Origin of the sequence: Povalibacter sp. (assembly GCF_036520495.1) — a bacterium.
GTDB lineage: Bacteria > Pseudomonadota > Gammaproteobacteria > Steroidobacterales > Steroidobacteraceae > Steroidobacter.
In genome coordinates this window covers 39874-58195 of record NZ_DATDJO010000030.1, presented here as the reverse complement: position 1 = coordinate 58195, position 18322 = coordinate 39874, and the positions used below count along the sequence as shown (strand labels likewise).

The window sequence follows — 18322 nt, the reverse complement described above, 5'->3', positions numbered from 1 at the left end:
ATGGCATCGCGGTCGCGATGCATGCCGTGCGGGTGCGATGTGGATGCGGTGATGCGCACGCTTCGCGCAACTTCGAAACCGCGATCGATGCTCGGGGCAGCGTCGTTCGTGCGGATAACACAGCGCGCCGTGCGGGTTTCAACTGCAATCCGGCAGTCGCAGTTGCATATGAAATGTGATGCGAAATCTGCTGCCACATGTTCGTCACTCGCGGGTAATGCATTTGCACGACCTTGCTTACACGGCCGCGTAGATAACAGCGTGCGTGCCGATTCGGAATGCGGGTTGCAACTGCATGAGGAGATGAGATGAGCAAGGAACCCCAGAACCACGATCAGGACCACGAATCGGCCCAGCCGGCGTCATCACGTCGGCTGTTCATTGCGAAGGCCGCGGGCGTCGCTGTATTGCTGCCGGTATCGCAGATCGTGCGACACGCGTCGGCCGCGCCCGCGGTCCTCGCGCCAGGAGCCGCTGCGAACGCGGCGCCTGCGGCGCCGAACGCGGGCTATACGTTGCTCGGTCCGGAGGAGGCGACGTTCCTCGAGGCGGTCGTCGACATCATGTGTCCGGCAGACTCGCTGACCCCGAGCGGTACCGACTGTGGGCTCGCCGTTTACATCGATCGCCAGCTCGCCGGGGATTTCGGCAAGGGCGGGCGCATGTATTCGCAGGGTCCATGGATCAAGGGCAAACCGGAGCAGGGTTATCAGCTGCCGATGAAGCCCGCGGAATTTTTCAAGGCCGGGATTGCAGCTGCACGCAAAGCTGCGCAATCGCGTTACGGAAAGTCGTTCGACCAGCTCGCGCCGGCCGACGCGGATGCGTTCCTGTCCGACCTCGCCGGCGGCAAGGTCGTCGATGAACGGTTGTCGCTGGCCGACTGGTTCTCGCAGTTGCTCTACCCGTTGTTCCAGCAGGCGTGCTTTGCGGATCCGGTCTACGGCGGCAATCGCGACAAGGTGTTCTGGAAAATGATCGGCTACCCGGGCCTGCCGGCCTTCTACGCGCAGGACATGGTGCAGTACCGCGGCAAGCCCTTCCCGGGTGCGCAGACCCCGAAATCCATTCTGGACTTCAGCTGAGGATTCCTCGTGAACAAGAAACTCAAGTCACGACAGGTCGTGTTCGTGGGCGGCGGTCTCATGGCAGCGCTCGCGGCGCGCAAGCTGGTCGAGGATGGCGTGGACGTGCTCGTCCTGGAGCGCGGCCGCGATCACGACGCCGGAGCGGAGCACCGACTGCCGAGTCAGCGCGATGAGCTGCGCTGGGGCGTGCGCAACCAACTGGCGCAGGACTGGTCGATCGAAACCTACACGCTGCGCTACTCGGACAAGGAAACGGCGCTACCGATCCGCACCCTGGCCGCGTTTCTTCCCGGTGAGGGAGTGGGCGGTGCCGGCAATCACTGGAACGGCCAGTGCTTTCGCTGGGCCGACTACGACATGCAGCTGCGCACGCGTCTGGTCGATCGCTACGGCGCGGCAGCGGTGCCGCGCGAGATGCCGATCCAGGACTGGGGCGTCACCTATCAGGAGCTCGAACCGTATCACGAGATGTTCGAGAAGCTGTTCGGTGTTGCCGGCAAGGCGGGGAATCTGCGCGGCGAGATTCAGCCAGGCGGCAATCCTTTCGAAGCACCACGGCGCAGCGAGTATCCGCAGCCGCCGCTCGAGATCACCGAAGCCGGAGTGATTCTCTCCGAGGCTGCTGCCAAGTTGGGCTACAAGCCCTTTCCGATGGCCGCATCGAATTCTCCGCATGTCTATGTGAATCCGGACGGCATGCGCCTGGGCGCCTGCCAGTACTGCGGTCATTGCGAGCGATTCATCTGTGAGTCGAACGCGAAGGGATCGCCCGAGGTACTTCTCTATCCGGTGCTGAAGCGCAAGAAGAACTTCGAGATCCGTCCCTACAGCCACGTGACGGCAATCGACTACGACGCGAAGGCGAAGCGCGTGACAGGCGTGCGCTACATCGATCTGGAAACCGGTGATCAGATCGAGCAACCGGCCGACGTGGTGGTGCTGTCCGCATTCACCTTCACCAACACCAAGCTGCTCCTGGGCAGCCGGATCGGCGAGCCGTATCACGCGGCGACCCGGCGCGGCGTGGTCGGCAAGAATTACTGCCATCAGACGCAGTCCAGCATGAGCGTCTTTTACAAGGATCGCTGGATCAATCCGTTCTTCGCCTCGGGCTCATCGCAGACCATTCTCGATGAGTTCAATGGCGACAACTTCGATCACAGCGGCCTGGGCTTCATGGGCGGTGCGTACATCTTCAACAACACCACCAATGGCCGGCCGATCTCGACCCGGCCGTTGCCGCCTGGCACGCCGCAATGGGGAACGAAGTGGAAGCAGGCGAGCGCCGACTGGTACTCGCATGCCTTCTCGTTCAGCACGATCGGCAGTTGTTATCCGCACGTCGATAACTACCTGAGTCTCGATCCGACGTATCGCGATGCCTACGGACAACCCCTGGTGCGCATCACGTTCGACTGGCGCGACAACGAGGTGAAGATGTCCGAGTACGTCACCCGCAAGATGGTGGAGCTGGCCAATGCCAGTGGTGCCACGATCGTCGGCCCCGGAGCGCCGCGCAAGGGTCCGTACGACTCGCGCCTCTATCAGACGACTCACGTCGTCGGCGGGACACCGATGGGCGCAGATCCGCACACGAGCGTGGTCTCGCCACATCTGCAGCACTGGGATGCCGAGAACCTGTTCGTCGTCGGCGGCTCGGTCTATGCGCACAACGCCGGCTACAACCCGACTGCGCTGATGAGCGCCATCGGCTTGCGACTCAGCGATGACCTGAGCCGCTATGCGCGCAATCCACAGCGTCTTTAAAGCCACTCGTCCGTGTCGGAGCAACCACCCATGTATGAAATCCTCCGTGCCAGAAACACCATCGCGCTCGTACTGTTCATGGCGGCCGCACTCGGCGGAGTTGCCCTTCGGGCCGCGGATTCATCCGGCAATGCGGGCCAGGAAGCCTTCGCGCAATGCGCCGCCTGTCACAGCACCGATGGCAGCAACGGCGTCGGCCCCTCGCTCAAGGGCATCGTCGGACGCGCGAGCGGCGGCGCTCCTGGATTCGCTTATAGCAATGCCATGAAGCACGCGCGGCTGACGTGGACTGCTGCAACTCTCGACAAGTACATCGCCAATCCGCAGGCGGTCGTACCGGGCAACGTGATGCCTTACGCCGGCATGAGCGATCCGGGCCAGCGCTCGGCGCTCATCGCCTACCTGTCCACGCTCAAGTGAATGAGGAATCTCAGTCATGGCAACGATCCAGTTCTGTGCGATGCCTATTCCGGATCGCGACAATGTGCATGCAGCGCGTGTTCGCATGAAGGTGGCGACGGCCGTCGCGCTCGTGCTCGGCACGATTTCCAGCGGCGAGGTTTTCGCCCAGGCCGCGGGCCAGAGTTCAGGTCAACTCGATGACTTGCGCAGGCAGGTCCAGGAGCTGCAGCGACAACTCGATCGCTTGAAGGCGCAGCAGGATGCGACGGCCAGGCAGGGCAGCGCCTCACCAGCCCCCGATGGCGGCAGGTCGGCACGCGCCTCGACTGGCGGACCTGGCATCCAGGCCGGACCGCTCACGCTGACGTTCGGTGGCTTCGCGGAACTTGCGGCCATCTATCGCAACCGCAACGAGACGGCGGATGTGTCGAGCAATTTCAACACGAGCATCCCGTTCCCGAATCTGCCTCAGTACCATATGTCGGAGTTCCGCGGCTCGGCGCGGCAGAGCCGGATCTCGTTGCTGACAGAAGGTCCGGATGACGGCAGGGCGCGTGCAGAAGCTTACGTGGAGATGGATTTTCAGAGCTCGGCGCCCACGGCCAACTCGGTCGAGAGCAACAGCTACAACCCCCGCATGCGGCACTTCTACGGCACCTACTACAACAAGGCGTCGGACTTCTACTTGCTTGCGGGACAGACCTACAGTCTGGTCACGCTCGAGAAGAAAGGAATGATGCCGCGCCAGGAGCAGATCCCCCTGGTCATCGATGGGCAGTACGTGCCCGGCTTCAACTGGACGCGCAATCCGCAGCTGCGCTTCGTGAAGGACTTCGGCGGCAAGCTCGCGCTGGGGCTGTCGCTCGAAAGCCCACAGGCCATCATATTCAAAGGTCCCAACAACACGTTGGTACCGTCGGTGTCCAGCGAGCCAGGTGGCTCGCTGTTCGCGCCAACAGTGAACTATTCGACGGACGTCGCTCCCGACGTAGTCGCCAAAGTGGCGTGGGATCCCGGCTATGGTCACTACGAGTTCTACGGCCTGGGCCGTGCGTTCCGTGCGCGTGCGGGGAGCGACAACAAGACCACCTACGGCGGCGGCGTTGGCCTCGGCATGATTCTGCCCCTCGGCAGTCAGGTCGATTTCCAACTGAGCGGCCTCGCGGGCCGTGGCATTGGTCGGTACGGTTCGGCGCAGCTGCCGGACGTGACCGTCAAACCCGACGGCGAACTCTCGCGCGTGTCTGCTTATCAGGCACTGGTGGGTCTGATCTATCGGCCCGCCAGCGACTGGACCGTCTATGCGTATGCCGGCATCGAGGATGCGGATGCGGAGGACTTCACCGCAGTTGTGAACGGCAATACGCTCGGCTTTGGCTATGGCAGCCCGCTGTACGACAACAGCGGCTGTCTCATCGAAGGCAGTTCGGCCTGTGCGGCCAACACTTCGCGCATCGAGCACGGCGCGTTGGGCATGTGGTGGAAGTATTACCAGGGCGCACTGGGCAACATGCAGGTCGGACTGCAGGGCTCCTATACCAGGCGCAACATCTTCGAGGGCATTGGCGGCGATCCCGATACGAATATCACCATGGGCATGCTGTCATTCCGTTACTACCCTTATCAGAAATGACTCTCGAGGCAAGTCGGGTGCCGGCATCCGCTGGCATCCGACTTCCTGCCTCTTCATGACACGACTGCAGTGATCGAAACGATCGCATGCACGTCAGCGATGCCGCTTCGGTTCCACGACGGTGTCAGATGAAATTGCCCGACACGCCAGAGAAATCCGGCCGATGCATGGGGCTGCAATGCTGAAGCTCATCGCATCCATCCGATCGCCATCAGAAGGGCGCGGTGAATCGATAGGTGGTCAGGAGCAAACCCGAGGACGCCGTGGGGCGTGCCGAGAGGCGTGCCGAGAGGCGTGCCGAGAGGAGAGTGTCATGAAACAGCTATGGCTCAACCGTCAGCAGCAGATCGCATCTCGTGTTGCACCGCTGCTGCCGTGTTTCATCCCGGCCGAGAACAACTGGCAACGCCAGCTGCAGGCCATGCTCTGGGAAGAGCGGAAGCGAAACGCGCAGCGCGAGCTGCAAGCGGCCGCGCACCTGGTCCTGCCCGGCATCGAGCGGGTCAACAGGTAGAGGTTGAAGCGACAAGAGGGATCCGCGCCTGCGCGGGAGTGGCGGCTTGATCGGTGCTCACCGTGAGCCCGGAGCCTGTCTCAAATTCGGTAGCGAAGCATTTCCAGCCTCGACGATGCTACTGATGCGATTGTCGTCAGACTGGTTTTCCTGGACCGTCAAAAACAGGATGTTTTTGTCGGAGCCTCCAGGGACGGATTCATGCCGCGGAATCCCCAAAGGGGGATGGCGTTCCAGGAAAAGCTCTTCTCGCGGCAGTCACGGTGAGTTCGAGGTGTATTCCAGACGTTGGCAGGCGACGCATGCTTCGCCCTGAGGTGACTCACCCAGATCGTGTCTGTCCTCCGGCTGGATCGTGCGCAAGCGCGCTGGTGGGGCCACTGCCACTATTCCTTCGCGCCTACTGAGCAATACACGTTCAATGAAGATCGTGATTGCGTATTCGAGTTCAGGTTCGCGGGCGAAGCGGGCCACCGTACAGCAGCCCTCGCCTCACTCGTGCAGTGGCTATTTCACGCTGTAGCCGCGTGCATCCAGGCAGGCCGCCTGTGCGCGCAGATAGTCCGAACGCTTGCTCACAGCCTGCCCGGACGGCACGCCGCCGCTGGCAGCGGTTGGATCGTAGCCGGTCTGATCCGCGGCGGAGCGATAGCATTCGTAGCGATCGCGCGCCTGCTGATCGGCGGATTGCCCATTCTTCGGGTAGATGAAAACTTCGTCGCCGTAGGGAGCCTGCGTGGTGCCCCCGGAGTCGATGCCGGCCGGCGGGTTGACCACTTCGTACTCGTTCTGGCCGCCGTTCCAGGTGTAGTAGGTGTCATTGGCGTAGTAGTACGGCACACCGCCCCACCAGATCGTGGAATAGTAGTACGGCAGTAGCGGGACGAACGCTCCGAGGGGTGCGCCGATCACCACCGAGATGCCGTTGTGCCGGCGATACCAATGGCCGCGGTCATACCAGTAGTGCTGGCCACCGTGATGGATGTCGATGCCACCGCGGGGAATGTCATGCACTGTCTGACCATGGTTGTAGTAGTGGCGGTTGTGTGAGAAGCGCCCATCCATGTGGGTCTCGAAATGCGGTTGCGCGCCGCCGCCGAAGTGGCCTTGTCCGCCGCCGTGAGGCTGGCCTCTGTCGCCGCCGCCGTGCTCCGCAGCGGAGGCGACTGCGGCCGCGACAAAGAGAAAAATGATCGTCCAGACGATCATGTGCGACGCAGGATAGGCAGCCAGCGGCTTGCGCGAACGCGTCGAACGGGACGACGCACTGAAATGTTTCCGGTCATTCATGTCGATGTGTCCTGTTTACCTGACGATGTAACCGCGCCCTTCCAGGCAGGCGCTCATCGCCCGTCGGAACTGCGCCGACTGTTGCTCGAGCGCGGCGGCTCGTGCGCCATTGGCATCCGCGTTCGCCTGGGCCTGACGTTGGCTCGCCTCATGGGCGCGCTCGGATTCGACGATGCCGCCGATGGCCGCACCTGCGACGGCGCCAATAAGTGCGCCGCGTCCGGATTCCCAGGGATTGGCGACCACGGCGCCGACAACGGCGCCGGTCACCGCACCCGCGCCAACGGTGGCGCCAGGCGGGGGACCGCCAGCAACGACTCGCACGCGATGATGCGGTGGCATGTTCGGGGCGCTCGGGTCGAACCCGCTCTGTTTCACTGCCCAGACGTTGCACTCATATTTATCGCGGTCCTGCTGAGCGGCCGGAATGGCACGGCCCTCCGCCGGATAGAAATACACGGTCGTATCCGGTGGCGGGGGCGCGGGCGGTTCGACATAGGTCGCTACGGGCTCGGAGACGCAGCCAGTCAGAGCGAACCATGCTGCGAGTGCTACTGCGCCTGACGAGTGGATGTGTTGCTTCACGGATCTGCCTGAGTTCGCCGAGTCGAAGCCAGCATCTGACCTGGGTGTTGCCAGCGTATTGCCGCGAGCACGCCTGCGATTACGGCTGTAACTAGTCGGCACGAACCAGCGGCGTGTCGACGACATGCTCGGCGATGAACCACACCTGCTGCTCGTTGGGGCGAATGACGTCGCCAACCAGCAGATCGTTGGTGCCGTCGTCGCCCAGCTCGGCGGCTTGCCGCGCCATGGTGCGGGCTTCGCGCAGGATGATTTCATGGGCATGCAGCAGCCGCGAGATCTGCACTGGTACTTCTTCGCGGCCTCGCGGCGGACGAGGAACGAGGGTCATCTCCGCAACGTCGTGTGCCATCGCGACGCTCACGCCACCCAGCGCCTGAATCCGTTCGGCGATCTCATCGACGATTTCTGTCTGCCCTTCGAAGTGCTTGTCGAACAGCACGTGGAGCTGCGAGAACGTGGCACCGACCAGCTGCCAGTGGTGCTTCTTGTACAGATCGCGCAAGGCCATGCAATCCGCCAGCAGTTGGTTGAGATTTTCGACTGACTTGCGACACACCGATTCAGACAGTGCATTCGGTAGCTTGACGATTTGCCCGTAGGGCTGAATCTCGATGGCAGTCTGATTGACCAGCGGTTTGGCCAGGTTTGCGATGGCATCTACATCGATCACTTTCATGGTGTTCATTCCGATAGCAGTGGAGAGGTCGTTGTGGCGGCAGCACGCTCAGGCATGTCGTCGCAGCGTCAGCGGCCTCGACGGGCCGCCGTTGCGACGGATTCCAGGCTGACTGTGTTACGCCCGTATGCCACGGTTCTTTCAGATGCAATCCACGGAGGCAGATGCAATCCACGGCGGCGGGCGGGCTGTCCTAGAGGAACAGCTTCATCGAATTCGCCAGCGTCCTGGCGATGCCCCACAACAGCGGCAGACCCACGATCAGCCACAGAATGATCAGGCGTGCTTTCATGATCGTGTCCTCACGGTGTCCAGCTCGCCGAGCGCCGGTTCGCGGTAGTAGTAGCGCGAGTTCACTGCGCGCATGGCCAGGTTGCACAGGAAGCCCAGGAACAGCAGGCCGCACATGATATGCAAGGTAGTGGAGTAGGCCTGGGCCTTGGGAATACCGCTTGCGATCTGGTACTCGCGAATGTAGTTGACCAGTACCGGACCGAGTACACCCGCGACTGACCAGGCGGTCAGCAGCCGGCCATGAATGGCACCGACGTGCATCGTGCCGAAGACATCGCGCAGATACGCGGGAATCGTCGCGAAGCCGCCGCCGTACATGGAGATGATGATGGCGAAGGCCGCGACGTACATGCTGACCGAGCCGAGTCGGCCGAGTATCGGCGCCAGCCAGTAGAGCAGGATGCCGAGCAGGAAGAACACCATGTAGGTGTTGCGGCGTCCGATGTAGTCGGACGTCGACGCCCAGAAAAATCGTCCGGCCATATTGAACAGACTCAGCAGTCCGACGAAGCCGGCCGCCGCAGCAACGGTGACGCGGCCGCCAAAGATTTCCTGGATCATCGGTGAAGCCTGGCTCAACACACCGATGCCGGCCGTGACATTCATGCACAGCACGCCCCACAGCAACCAGAACTGCGGTGTTCGCCAGGCGACGTCGACGTGAACATTGGCGGTCGTCACGAGCTTGTGCGGCTGAGCAGGTGGAACCCAGTTCGCAGGCTTCCAGTCGCTGGCCGGTACACGCACGACGTAGGCGCCGATCATCATGAAGATGAAATAGATCACACCCATCACGATGAATGTCTGCAGTACACCTTCCGATGTGGCGGTCTTGAAGTGATCCATCAGGACCAGCGAAAGCGGTGCCGCGATCAGGGCGCCGCCGCCGAATCCCATGATGGCCATACCCGTCGCCATGCCGGGACGATCGGGAAACCACTTGATGAGCGTCGATACCGGCGAGATGTAGCCGATGCCCAGGCCGCAGCCGCCGAGCACACCGTAGCCGAGATACAGCAACCACAGCTGATGGAGATGGATGCCAACGGCTGAGACCATGAATCCGCTGCCGAAGCACAGGGCTGCCGTAAACATCGCCCTGCGCGGTCCGACACGTTCCATCCAGCGACCGAACAGCGCGGCGGACAGACCGAGGAACACGATGGCAATGGAGAAGATCCAGCCGACCTGGGCGAGCGTCCAGTCATCCGGCGCGGACTCGCCGTTGCCGATCAACCGCGTCAGCGGCAGATTGAACGTGGAGAAGGCATAGGCCTGCCCGATCGACAGATGCACAGCCAACGCAGCCGGCGGCACCAGGAAGCGGTTGTAGCCGGGTGGAGCGATCGTGCGATCGCGGTCAAGAAAGGAGAGTGTCATGTGAGCATCCTCCGTGAATGCAGCAACGAAGGATCGCCACGTCCGCTGGGATCGTCGTAAAGCACGCGCAGTAGCCTGGCCATTGAATTACGCCTCGTTCGGCAATGGAAAGTTCCTCGGCGACCCTATTGCGCTGCCGGTGCGTTGCATCGGCATGTCCCGAACGAGGGATTGCGTTACGACTGTAGTGATGTACGCAAGGCAGACCGAACGGGAGTCAGTCGTCTGCGAATGATGCGCGGGCTCAGTGACCGATCGGGCGAGGACACGCGATGCATCGGGTGGCAGCGGCCCGGCTGTTGCGATTCATTTCCAGATCGTCAACGGCCGGGCGCTGCTGGAGGAGTTTGCGAGGCTCGTGTCAGGCCGAGGGAAACGTAGCGTCGATCTCGGCGCCATCTGGCCCCTGGCATTTCCCCTCGCCGCCGCCGGACATACCCGAGGACGGACGAACCAGTCGGAAATTGCAGCGCAGGCGCTCACCGGTCGTGCTGGTGAGATTCGCCAGGACGCGCCCCGAGTAGTGCGTCATGAAACTCGGACCATCGTCGTAACCCCAGTAGGGCCAGCCGCCCCAGCGCCGTCCCCAGCCGACCCACAACGGCTGCAGATCGTCGTAGCGTGTCTCGCTGGTGATCTGAAAGAAACGTCCATTGAATGCCTGGCCGCTCCTGGCGAACGTTGCCGTCATCATTCCCGAGGTCGCGTTGTCGCTGGACCACGAAAAGTTGACGGCGGAACCGCCGCCACGGGTCTCGCCAGTCCCGACACCTGTGGTAGTGCACGCCGTCATGAGGGCCGCGGCAAACAGGATCGGTCCTGCCAGCCAAGTCTTGGTGAACATGTGTCTGCTCCCTACATGCAACAGAGAAATACTGTCGCTTCGATGCGCAAGCTACGTCGCAGGCGCCGCTGGATGATTTCCCGCCACGGCAGCGCCGTTTCATGCGTAATGATCAGGTCAGCGGACCACTACGGATGAAATTCCGAATCGGCTCGCCGCAATCGACGTGATGCAATCGGCGCAGAGCTTCGAGTCTTGTTCGGCGACAGTCAGAACAGGAGCGAAGCGATATGAGATCCGTGACAGAAGCCCCCAGAGGCGTCGCGATTGTGTGTGCGTTCGTCGTCGGGTGTTCGTTGTCGACGAACCTGGCAGATAGTCGCCTCGCCGTACGACTGCTCAGCATGGACGCATTGCGGCCGGCCGATCCGGCCAAAGTCCTGCCCGAATGGGCCTGGTGCGCGCCAGGCGACGCGTGCTTCGAGGTTGATGCGAACGCACTGCAGTTGCCCGACGCGGGGCAAATGATTCGCCAACGCCAGCCGGATTCGCCGGACCTGGCGCTTTGCCGCGCCAGTATTTCCGGTGGCTTCGAACTGCCGGGGGCAACGTGTGCGGAGAACCGGATCGTCGATACGCGGATCTAGCGCCGAGGATGCATCTGCTGCTCAGTCATGCAGGTGGACCGAATGGGCGAAGATTTCAATGACGCTATCTGAGCGCCATTGTCCTTGCGGCACCTGGTGACGACTCACGAAGCCGCACGCCGGAAAATCATCCTCTGAGGAAGACGATGAGGAGGGCGAGGATCGCCAGGAGCAGCACGAGCGCGGCCGGCAGGATGAGGATGCGTTCCTCCGTCGCGAAGTCCTGCTGCTCTGGCACCTCGGAGTCGTTGGCGGGCGCTGATGGAACTGCGGCCTGCGACGCCGCCACATCGGCCGCAGCTGCGAGCTCGTCGGGTTTCCTCTGCGTGGTCTTCATGATGCGATCTTGTCAGTGGCGGGTCGCGATTCGATGTCTGCGCATGCGCAGGACATTTCATTCGCAATGCCGGTGACGCGGTTCGCAGGGCATTTCCGCTGAAATGCGACGGTGACTGCCTGAAACGCGGTGGCAGCCTGCTCATCGGACGCTTCCCTCATCGATAACGAGAGGAAGTGTCATGAAGAATGCGATGTTTACGGCGCGGACCTGGGTCATCGCCTGCACGCTCGCGTGTTCCATGGCCGAGGCGGAGACGACGCACACGATCTACCTGGACGACGACCTGTTCAGCGGCATGAGTAACGATGCGGACTACACGGGCGGCGGGGCGTTCACTGTGGCGGGCACACTGGAGCCGGACGCCACACCGGGGCGGCAGGCGCGCCTGGCGGCGATGGATCGCCTGCTGGGAATTCAGTCGTCCTCCTATCGCTATGAGCTCGAGATTGGCGTTGCAGCCTTCACGCCCGCAGATATTCGCGACAGCGAGCCGGTGTGGGACGACCGACCCTACGCCGGACTCGTCTATGTGTCTGGAAGCCTGCAGCAGATTCAGGACCCGTATCGGTCGGCAGTGACTTCGCTGGCCGTTGGTGTTCTGGGCAGCGCATTCGTGCCGCATGCACAGCGCAGAGTGCATCGCACGATGGGGTCGGAGCGGCCGCGAGGTTGGCAGCATCAGGTCTCTGACGGCGCGGAACCCACCCTGCGGCTGATGCACGAGCGCAAATGGACCAGTGAGGTCACGGACTTCCGCGGCTCACGGATGCAGTGGTTCTATCGTGCCGGTGGCGGCGTTGGTTTCCTGACGGATCTGAGTGCCGGGATCGGCGCGCGGGTCGGACGATTTGCCGACGCCACCTGGAATATCCATGGCTCCGCGACGGGACTGAGCGATCGTGGAGTGATGGGCAGCAGTGACGATGCCGGCGACAGATTTTTCTATGGCACGCTCTCCGCGCGGGTACCGTTGTACAACGCGCTGCTGCAGGGGCAATTTCGTCACAGTGATGTCACGGTGCCCTCCGACCGGATCAGACGCCTGGTGCCGGACCTTACGCTCGGCTTCCTGATCGGGCTGCCGAAGGGTCGTGACATGCATTATTTCGTGCGGGGACAACTGGCGGATGTGAAGTTGCCGCAGCGAAGCGACACGACGGTCTATGCCGGAGTGGCCCTGTCATGGTGAAGCGGCGCGTCGCAGCAAGCGACAACGCAGCTCAACTCAGTAGCGGCCGTCGAGCCTCAACATCGCGGAGCGCGGCTCTCCGTACCAGTTGTTGAGATGTGACGCGCCGAGCGTCTGGTAATAGGCCTTGTCGAAGATGTTGTTGACGTTCAGCGCGAGCTGCCAGTTCGGGCTGAAATCAAAGCTCGCTCGCAGATCGACAGTCACATACTCGCTCTGGATCGTGTCGACGACGACAGCCTCACCGCCGCAGAAGTCGAAGATGAGCGGTTGCTCGCAGTAGGTGCCGCGAACCGAGTAAGGGCTTTGCGCATGCACGCTGCCGCCGATCGTCCAGCGGTCGAGCACGCCGGGCAATTGTTTGCTGGTCCAGAGCTTGAACAGGTGAGTCGGGGTCCAGCTCGACAGGTCGCCGCCGAGGGCTGCTTCGTTGTGGTTGAACGTATAGCCCGCACCGATGAGCCAGCCAGGCTGCAGAAGCCCCGTGAGTTCGATTTCCGCACCTTCGCTCCTGTGGGTTGCGCCGGCAACGCAACATTCCAGTCCGCTGCCGGGCGGGCTTGGCCTGGTTTCGGGTACGGGAATGTTGCGCTGGGAAATCCGGTACAGCACCAGCTGTCCGTTCAGGGCTCCGCCGTGCCAGGCGCCTTTGACACCCGCTTCGATGTTGATGCCGCGAATCGGGCTGATCTCGCTGCCATCGATCCGCCGGGCGCCGTTCCCGGCGCGGTAGATGTCGGCATAGCTGGCGTAGAGTGAGTAGTTGTCGCTGAGGTCGTACATCACTGCCGCGTACGGTGTAAGAACGTCGCTGTTGCCGAAGCGGACGCTCCTGCTCGCGCTGGCCGGTCCCGCACTGATGATTGCATTCGACCTGATGTGGTTGGAGCTGAGCCGCGCGCCTGCGATCGCAGACCAGTCTTCCAGATATACGCGCCATGATGCGAACAGTCCGGTCTGCTCCTGGACCGAGTCGACGTCGTAGTGCAGTGTCGGGTCCAGTCGTAGCGGCGAGCCCGGGTAGAGGAGTGGATCGAACTCGTGGATGTCGGCCAGCGTCGGTCCGTAGCGCCAATAATCATTCAGGGCCATGCGCGCCCGGACTCGCGCGAAGTCTGCGCCAAACGCCAGTTCCTGGCGCCGGCCGAACCAGTCGAAGCTCCCGGTGAGCGTGAGATCGAGGGCAATCTGTTCGTGGATGCTGGGGCGGGCTGTGGCAGCAGCAATCGGTGGGCCGCGCATCGCGTCGGTGACTGGATCGACCGGGAAGCTGAAGGCGGCATACGCATGCTCGGAGTATCCGTCCCAGGACGAAGTATTCAGCCGCACTTTCCAGTGGTCCAGGAACTCGTGCTGCAGTTGCAGGTACAGCTGGCGGATCTCGGTGCGATAGTTCGCCCAGTCGAACGTCAGGGCAGTATCACGCGGCAGGTGCGTATCGTTGCCATTGGCATAGAAGGGGAGGCCGCCAACGAAGGGCAGGGCGTTGTCCCACTGGTAGCTGCCTCCCACCGTGAGCAGCGTCTGAGGGGCAATGTCATATTCCAGCACCGCGAAAATCCTGGTGCGCTCGAGCTCGGCGGTGTCGTAAAAATAGCCTCGTTGCGAGTACAAGGCATCCATTCGCCCACGCAGTCGGCCATCAGCGGTCAGCGGCCCGGTGAGATCCGTCTCGATCCTGTACTGGTTCCAGGAGCCGACGGATGCATCCACCGATAGTTCGTAACTGTGCAGCGGCCGCTTGCGCACCATGTTCACCGTGCCCCCGGGGTTGCCGTTGGCTGAGAACAGTCCGTCGGCGCCGCGCAGCAGCTCGATGCGTTCGAACTCGCTGAGATCGGGTGTACCCAGGATGATCAGCGGAGACTCGGCATGCGAACGCAGTGCGGCGCCGCCATCGACGTGGAATGTCGTGATCTCGAAGCCGCGGGAATAGAACTTCTGATCCGCCGAGTTGGTGCGCACCAGAGTGATGCCGGTCGCACGGCCCATGACCTCGGCCAGGTCGGTATCGCCCTGTTGGCGCATCTGTTCAGACGAGATCACCGACACGGTCTGCGGGATGGCACGCAGGGGTGTTTCGGTGCGTGTCGCAACGAGCCCTTCGGCGGTCGCATTGACGATCACTTCCTCGACGTCGGTGCGCCGCGCGGCGCTTTTCTTCAAGCCGCGCGGTGCTTGTGCCTCATCGACCTTGTCGGGCATTCGGGGTGTCGGCGGGTCCGGCGCATCTTCCACGGGGCGGGCTCTGATCTCGACAGTTTTCGGATTGAGCACGCGGAACGTCAAATTTGAACCGGCAAGCAATGCTGCCAGCGCCTCTTCGGTGGTGTACTGCCCGGAGACGGCAGGCGCGCTCAATCCCCGTGTAAGTCGCGAGAAGAAAATGATCTGCACGCCGCTCTGCCGTGCAAATTCCTGCAACGCGTTGCCCAGCGGCTGACTGGCGATATTCAGCTGATACTTGACCGGCTCGGCACTGCAGGCGATCTCACCGCTGCCATACGACCAGGCAAGACCGACGACCAGCGCACACAGCGGGCCAAGGCGGACCTGCAGCCTGCGTTTCACCTTGCGGACCTCCCTGTTCATGTGCCGGCGACATTGTCGGCATCGAGCGTGACGATGTAACCGCCATGCCCGTCCTCGCGGATGAGCGCGCCGGGAATATCCGACAGGAAGGACAGGAACGAAGCTGCATCATCGGGCTTGAACACTCCGGTGATCTGCTCCTGTCGAAGACCCGCATCGGCGATGTCGATACGCGCACGGTTGTAGCGATTGAACTCCTCCGCGACTTCGCCGAGGGGGCGTTGCTCGAAGATCAGACGCCGCTGTGTCCAGGCAGTTGCGGCCGCGATATTCGTGCCCCGCTCGAGCACATGCGGTCCGACGCCGCTGATCACCAGACGATCGTTCGCAGCAAGTGTCGGCAACTCCACGCCAGGCAATTCAGTCGCGGGAAGGACGGCGACCCGGCCTTCCACGACAGTCACGGTGGTGCGGTCCGATCGCTTGTCGACATCGAACTGCGTGCCCACGGCGCGCAGCACGGTGTTGCCGGCCTCCACATCGAAGGGTCGTGCGGCGTCGTGAGCCACATCGAACAACGCTTCGCCCTGGACCAGGCGAATCCGCCGATGGTCCTTCTCGAACCGTACTTCGATCTCCGAGGCGGTGTTGAGCGTTACGTGCGAGCCATCATCGAGCAGCACGGAGCGTTGCTCGCCGAATTTGGTCTGGAAGTGCTGCGGACGATCCAGCATGAACCAGGCGGCGCCGATGCCGAACATCACCGTGGCGGCCAGCCCCCACGTGACAGGCGCCGCAGCGATGGCCCGGGGACGTTGTGTCCGCGGCAGCGACACGACAGTGGCACCGGATAGCGGCACGGGCTCCTGAGGTGATTGCCGGGCCTCGCGAATCAGGTCTGCGGCGGAATCCGTGGGCCACTGCACGTCGCCGGATTTCAGTGCCTGCTGTACCCGTGCGGTCCGCAGATACGCTTCGACCCGCTCGGGCGAACGGGCCACCCATTCGGCGAATTCACGGTGGTCGCCGGGCGAGGCGCCGTCGCTGTGAAATACCACCCACCAGTGAGCCGCTTGCTCGGTCACTGACGTCGCGCTGTCCTTGTCGTGCGTCATATTAATTCTCCAGGGCCGTGCGCAAGCGTTCGTAGCCCCGCGCGAGATAGCGTTTGACCTGTCGGACAGTGATGTCGAGATCGTTCGCGATGTCCTGGGACGAGCGCTCATCCCGCAGTTTCAGCAGGAGTACCGCTCGCATCATGGGCGATGCCGTGGCCAGGGCCAGGTCCAGCCGCTGTTGGGACAGGCCGGCTTCGAGCTCGAACTCGGGATGACATTCGTCGACCAGCAGATCATCTTCCAGCGTCACCACCGCATCGGCACGCGGTTGATCGTCGCGCCATTCCAGCAGTACGTGACTGGCGACCCGTAACAGATACGCCTGAGGATTGCGCACTTCGCTCAGATCGCGTGCGCGCAACAGCCGCAGATAGGTCTCCTGCGCCAGATCCTCGATGTCGACGGCGGCCCGCACGCGTCGACCGAGGAACTGGACCAGATTCCGGTTCCAGCGCTGCCGCCACGCGACCACCAGGGACTCGTTGGACATGTTTATGTGTCGCCGCCTAGTAGATGAAGTGCATCATTACTCTAGAGCGAAAAATGAAGTGGATGGGCCCCTGTTACCCCTGAAAATATTGTTGCCCGGCCGAAACACAATGCAACGATACGGATTGCCGCTGTAATTCCGAGCCAGGCGCCCGTCATCGGCGTGCAAATGGCCGGCGGGATTCTGGCGACCAGAGGACTTTCCCGGGAGTGTGCGATGAAGACCGCGGCCGGCTCAACTGATCAACGCAACACTGGATTCCCATCGTGACGGGCGGTCGTCGTGTTCTGGATCGCAGCATCGTGCTCTGGCTCTGAATGACGCAAACGAATGGTCGGACCGCTTCTGCAGGAGGCCAGCAGCGATGACCCCGGTCTGATGGAGGACATCGAAGGCAGGACCACCGCGCGCACGCGCTGATGACAGGAATGTCGATCACTTGCGGTGTCATCGACCCGCGGGGCGCCGCGCCTACGTGCTCTGCCTAATATGCTAAGTCATAATAGGCACCCGGAACCGGAGCCAGTACGTTGTCCGCAGGCCGAAGACAACGGGGTGGCAAAATGGATTCCGAAAGCTCACATGTTCTAGTGATTGACGACGATGTGGACGTGTGTAGCTGCGTCCAGGATTACCTGATGAAGCACGACTTCCGGGTAAGCGTCGCCAGCACTGGCAAACAGGTCCTGGAGATCATCGGACAGGATGCAATCGACCTGCTGGTAATGGAGCTGCGGCTTCACGGTGATGACGGATTGCGCCTTGCGCGCGAGATCCGCCAGAAATCGAAGCTGCCCATCGTGGTGTTGTCGGATCTCAGGGAGGAGGCGGATCGAGTGCTCGGGCTCGAGATGGGCGCCGACGACTATCTCACCAAGCCATTCTCACCGCGTGAGCTGCTGGCACGGATCCGGGCCGTCCTGCGCAGATCGCAGCCGGATACGGTATCGCCCGGTCGGGATGAGACGCTGCGTGCCTACCGGTTCGCCGGGTGGGAGTTGAACGTTCGTTTGCACCGACTGCTGACGCCTTCCGGCGAGCGCGTGGAAATTTCGCGCGGAGACTTCAGTCTGCTGTGTGCGTTCCTTTCATCGCCGCAACGCATCCTCAGCCGCGACCAGCTTCTGGAGCTGTCACGCATCCACAGTACCGAGGTCTACGATCGCTGCATCGACGTGCAGATCATGCGCCTGCGTCGCAAGATCGAGGAAGACGCTTCCCACCCGAAGTTCATCCGCACCGAACGCGGCACCGGTTATTTCTTCGATGCGACGGTCAAGGCGATCCGTTAGGGAGCGCCGAGAGAAGCGACGTACACAAAGGAGCACGAGGAACACAAAGGAACACAAAGGAGGCGATTGGCCGGGTTGTAAATTTGTGCTCCTTGGTGCTCGTTTGTGTACCAGCGTTTCTTTCTCGGATCTCTGGAGTTCCTTCCTTCCGTTCGTGCTGCGCCATGGCGAAGCACTCCATTCCTGCATCGCTCAGAACCAGCACCCTTCGACACGCTCAGGGCGAACGGAAGAAGAGGCGCAGAGCGACGGAGGACGAGCACGTCTCCTTTCCGTTCGTGCTGCGCCGGTGACCGAA

At 62.3% G+C, this 18322-nt stretch carries 18 protein-coding genes; 8 read left to right on the top strand and 10 right to left on the bottom strand.

Translation table 11 applies throughout. The annotated features are described in order from the left end of the window. Window positions 1–308 precede the first annotated feature (308 nt). The 5 genes from VIZ63_RS11155 to VIZ63_RS11135 all read left to right on the top strand — a co-directional run bounded on the left by VIZ63_RS11155 (window position 309) and on the right by VIZ63_RS11135 (window position 5404). Window positions 309–1085: a gluconate 2-dehydrogenase subunit 3 family protein gene (locus tag VIZ63_RS11155; protein ID WP_331609682.1), complete on the top strand. Its 777-nt coding sequence runs from the start codon at window positions 309–311 to the stop codon at window positions 1083–1085. Between the two features lie 9 nt (window positions 1086–1094). Further along, window positions 1095–2855 carry a GMC family oxidoreductase gene (locus VIZ63_RS11150; protein ID WP_331609681.1) on the top strand — a complete coding sequence of 587 codons (1761 nt, stop codon included), beginning with the start codon at window positions 1095–1097 and terminating at the stop codon, window positions 2853–2855. Between the two features lie 30 nt (window positions 2856–2885). After that, window positions 2886–3275, top strand: a complete 390-nt coding sequence (locus tag VIZ63_RS11145; RefSeq protein WP_331609680.1) for a c-type cytochrome — start codon at window positions 2886–2888, stop codon at window positions 3273–3275. Window positions 3276–3291: 16 nt separating this feature from the next. Next, entirely contained in the window at window positions 3292–4890 is a 1599-nt protein-coding gene (locus VIZ63_RS11140) for a hypothetical protein (protein ID WP_331609679.1), read from the top strand. A 313-nt stretch (window positions 4891–5203) separates the two neighbouring features. Beyond that, the gene (locus VIZ63_RS11135) at window positions 5204–5404 is read left to right on the top strand and encodes a hypothetical protein (RefSeq protein ID WP_331609678.1); all 201 of its coding nucleotides are present in this window, start codon (window positions 5204–5206) and stop codon (window positions 5402–5404) included. Between the two features lie 507 nt (window positions 5405–5911). Here the strand turns inward: VIZ63_RS11135 and VIZ63_RS11130 are convergent. From VIZ63_RS11130 to VIZ63_RS11110, 6 genes are all read right to left on the bottom strand, one after another. Then, window positions 5912–6694: a DUF6515 family protein gene (locus VIZ63_RS11130; protein WP_331609677.1), complete on the bottom strand. Its 783-nt coding sequence runs from the start codon at window positions 6692–6694 to the stop codon at window positions 5912–5914. Window positions 6695–6709: 15 nt separating this feature from the next. Beyond that, window positions 6710–7279: a glycine zipper 2TM domain-containing protein gene (locus tag VIZ63_RS11125; protein WP_331609676.1), complete on the bottom strand. Its 570-nt coding sequence runs from the start codon at window positions 7277–7279 to the stop codon at window positions 6710–6712. 91 nt (window positions 7280–7370) lie between these two features. After that, window positions 7371–7958: a DNA starvation/stationary phase protection protein gene (locus VIZ63_RS11120; protein WP_331609675.1), complete on the bottom strand. Its 588-nt coding sequence runs from the start codon at window positions 7956–7958 to the stop codon at window positions 7371–7373. Between the two features lie 193 nt (window positions 7959–8151). Continuing rightward, a complete protein-coding gene (locus VIZ63_RS25390) occupies window positions 8152–8250 on the bottom strand; it encodes an MFS transporter small subunit (RefSeq protein ID WP_349261170.1) in 99 nt (32 codons plus the stop codon). Further along, the gene (locus VIZ63_RS11115; protein ID WP_331609674.1) at window positions 8247–9632 is read right to left on the bottom strand and encodes an L-lactate MFS transporter; all 1386 of its coding nucleotides are present in this window, start codon (window positions 9630–9632) and stop codon (window positions 8247–8249) included. Before VIZ63_RS11115 ends, VIZ63_RS25390 begins: the two co-directional genes overlap by 4 nt. Before the next feature lie 361 nt (window positions 9633–9993). After that, the gene (locus VIZ63_RS11110) at window positions 9994–10476 is read right to left on the bottom strand and encodes a hypothetical protein (protein ID WP_331609673.1); all 483 of its coding nucleotides are present in this window, start codon (window positions 10474–10476) and stop codon (window positions 9994–9996) included. Window positions 10477–10706: 230 nt separating this feature from the next. Here VIZ63_RS11110 and VIZ63_RS11105 point away from each other — a divergent pair, with 230 nt between their 5' ends. After that, the gene (locus VIZ63_RS11105) at window positions 10707–11063 is read left to right on the top strand and encodes a hypothetical protein (RefSeq protein ID WP_331609672.1); all 357 of its coding nucleotides are present in this window, start codon (window positions 10707–10709) and stop codon (window positions 11061–11063) included. 127 nt (window positions 11064–11190) lie between these two features. Here VIZ63_RS11105 and VIZ63_RS11100 read toward each other — a convergent pair whose 3' ends face one another. Next, a complete protein-coding gene (locus VIZ63_RS11100; RefSeq protein WP_331609671.1) occupies window positions 11191–11400 on the bottom strand; it encodes a hypothetical protein in 210 nt (69 codons plus the stop codon). Window positions 11401–11581: 181 nt separating this feature from the next. Here VIZ63_RS11100 and VIZ63_RS11095 point away from each other — a divergent pair, with 181 nt between their 5' ends. Beyond that, window positions 11582–12592: a lipid A deacylase LpxR family protein gene (locus VIZ63_RS11095; RefSeq protein WP_331609670.1), complete on the top strand. Its 1011-nt coding sequence runs from the start codon at window positions 11582–11584 to the stop codon at window positions 12590–12592. 36 nt (window positions 12593–12628) lie between these two features. Here the strand turns inward: VIZ63_RS11095 and VIZ63_RS11090 are convergent, their stop codons facing one another. The 3 genes from VIZ63_RS11090 to VIZ63_RS11080 are packed head-to-tail and all read right to left on the bottom strand — an operon-like array spanning window position 12629 to window position 16732. Beyond that, window positions 12629–15163, bottom strand: a complete 2535-nt coding sequence (locus VIZ63_RS11090; protein WP_331609669.1) for a TonB-dependent siderophore receptor — start codon at window positions 15161–15163, stop codon at window positions 12629–12631. Between the two features lie 17 nt (window positions 15164–15180). After that, window positions 15181–16239 (bottom strand): FecR family protein, encoded by a 1059-nt coding sequence (locus tag VIZ63_RS11085; protein ID WP_331609668.1) that lies wholly within the window; start codon window positions 16237–16239, stop codon window positions 15181–15183. A 1-nt stretch (window position 16240) separates the two neighbouring features. Continuing rightward, a complete protein-coding gene (locus VIZ63_RS11080) occupies window positions 16241–16732 on the bottom strand; it encodes a sigma-70 family RNA polymerase sigma factor (RefSeq protein ID WP_331609667.1) in 492 nt (163 codons plus the stop codon). Between the two features lie 563 nt (window positions 16733–17295). Between VIZ63_RS11080 and VIZ63_RS11075 the strand changes: the two genes are divergently transcribed. Then, the gene (locus VIZ63_RS11075; protein WP_331609666.1) at window positions 17296–18024 is read left to right on the top strand and encodes a response regulator; all 729 of its coding nucleotides are present in this window, start codon (window positions 17296–17298) and stop codon (window positions 18022–18024) included. Window positions 18025–18322 lie beyond the last annotated feature (298 nt).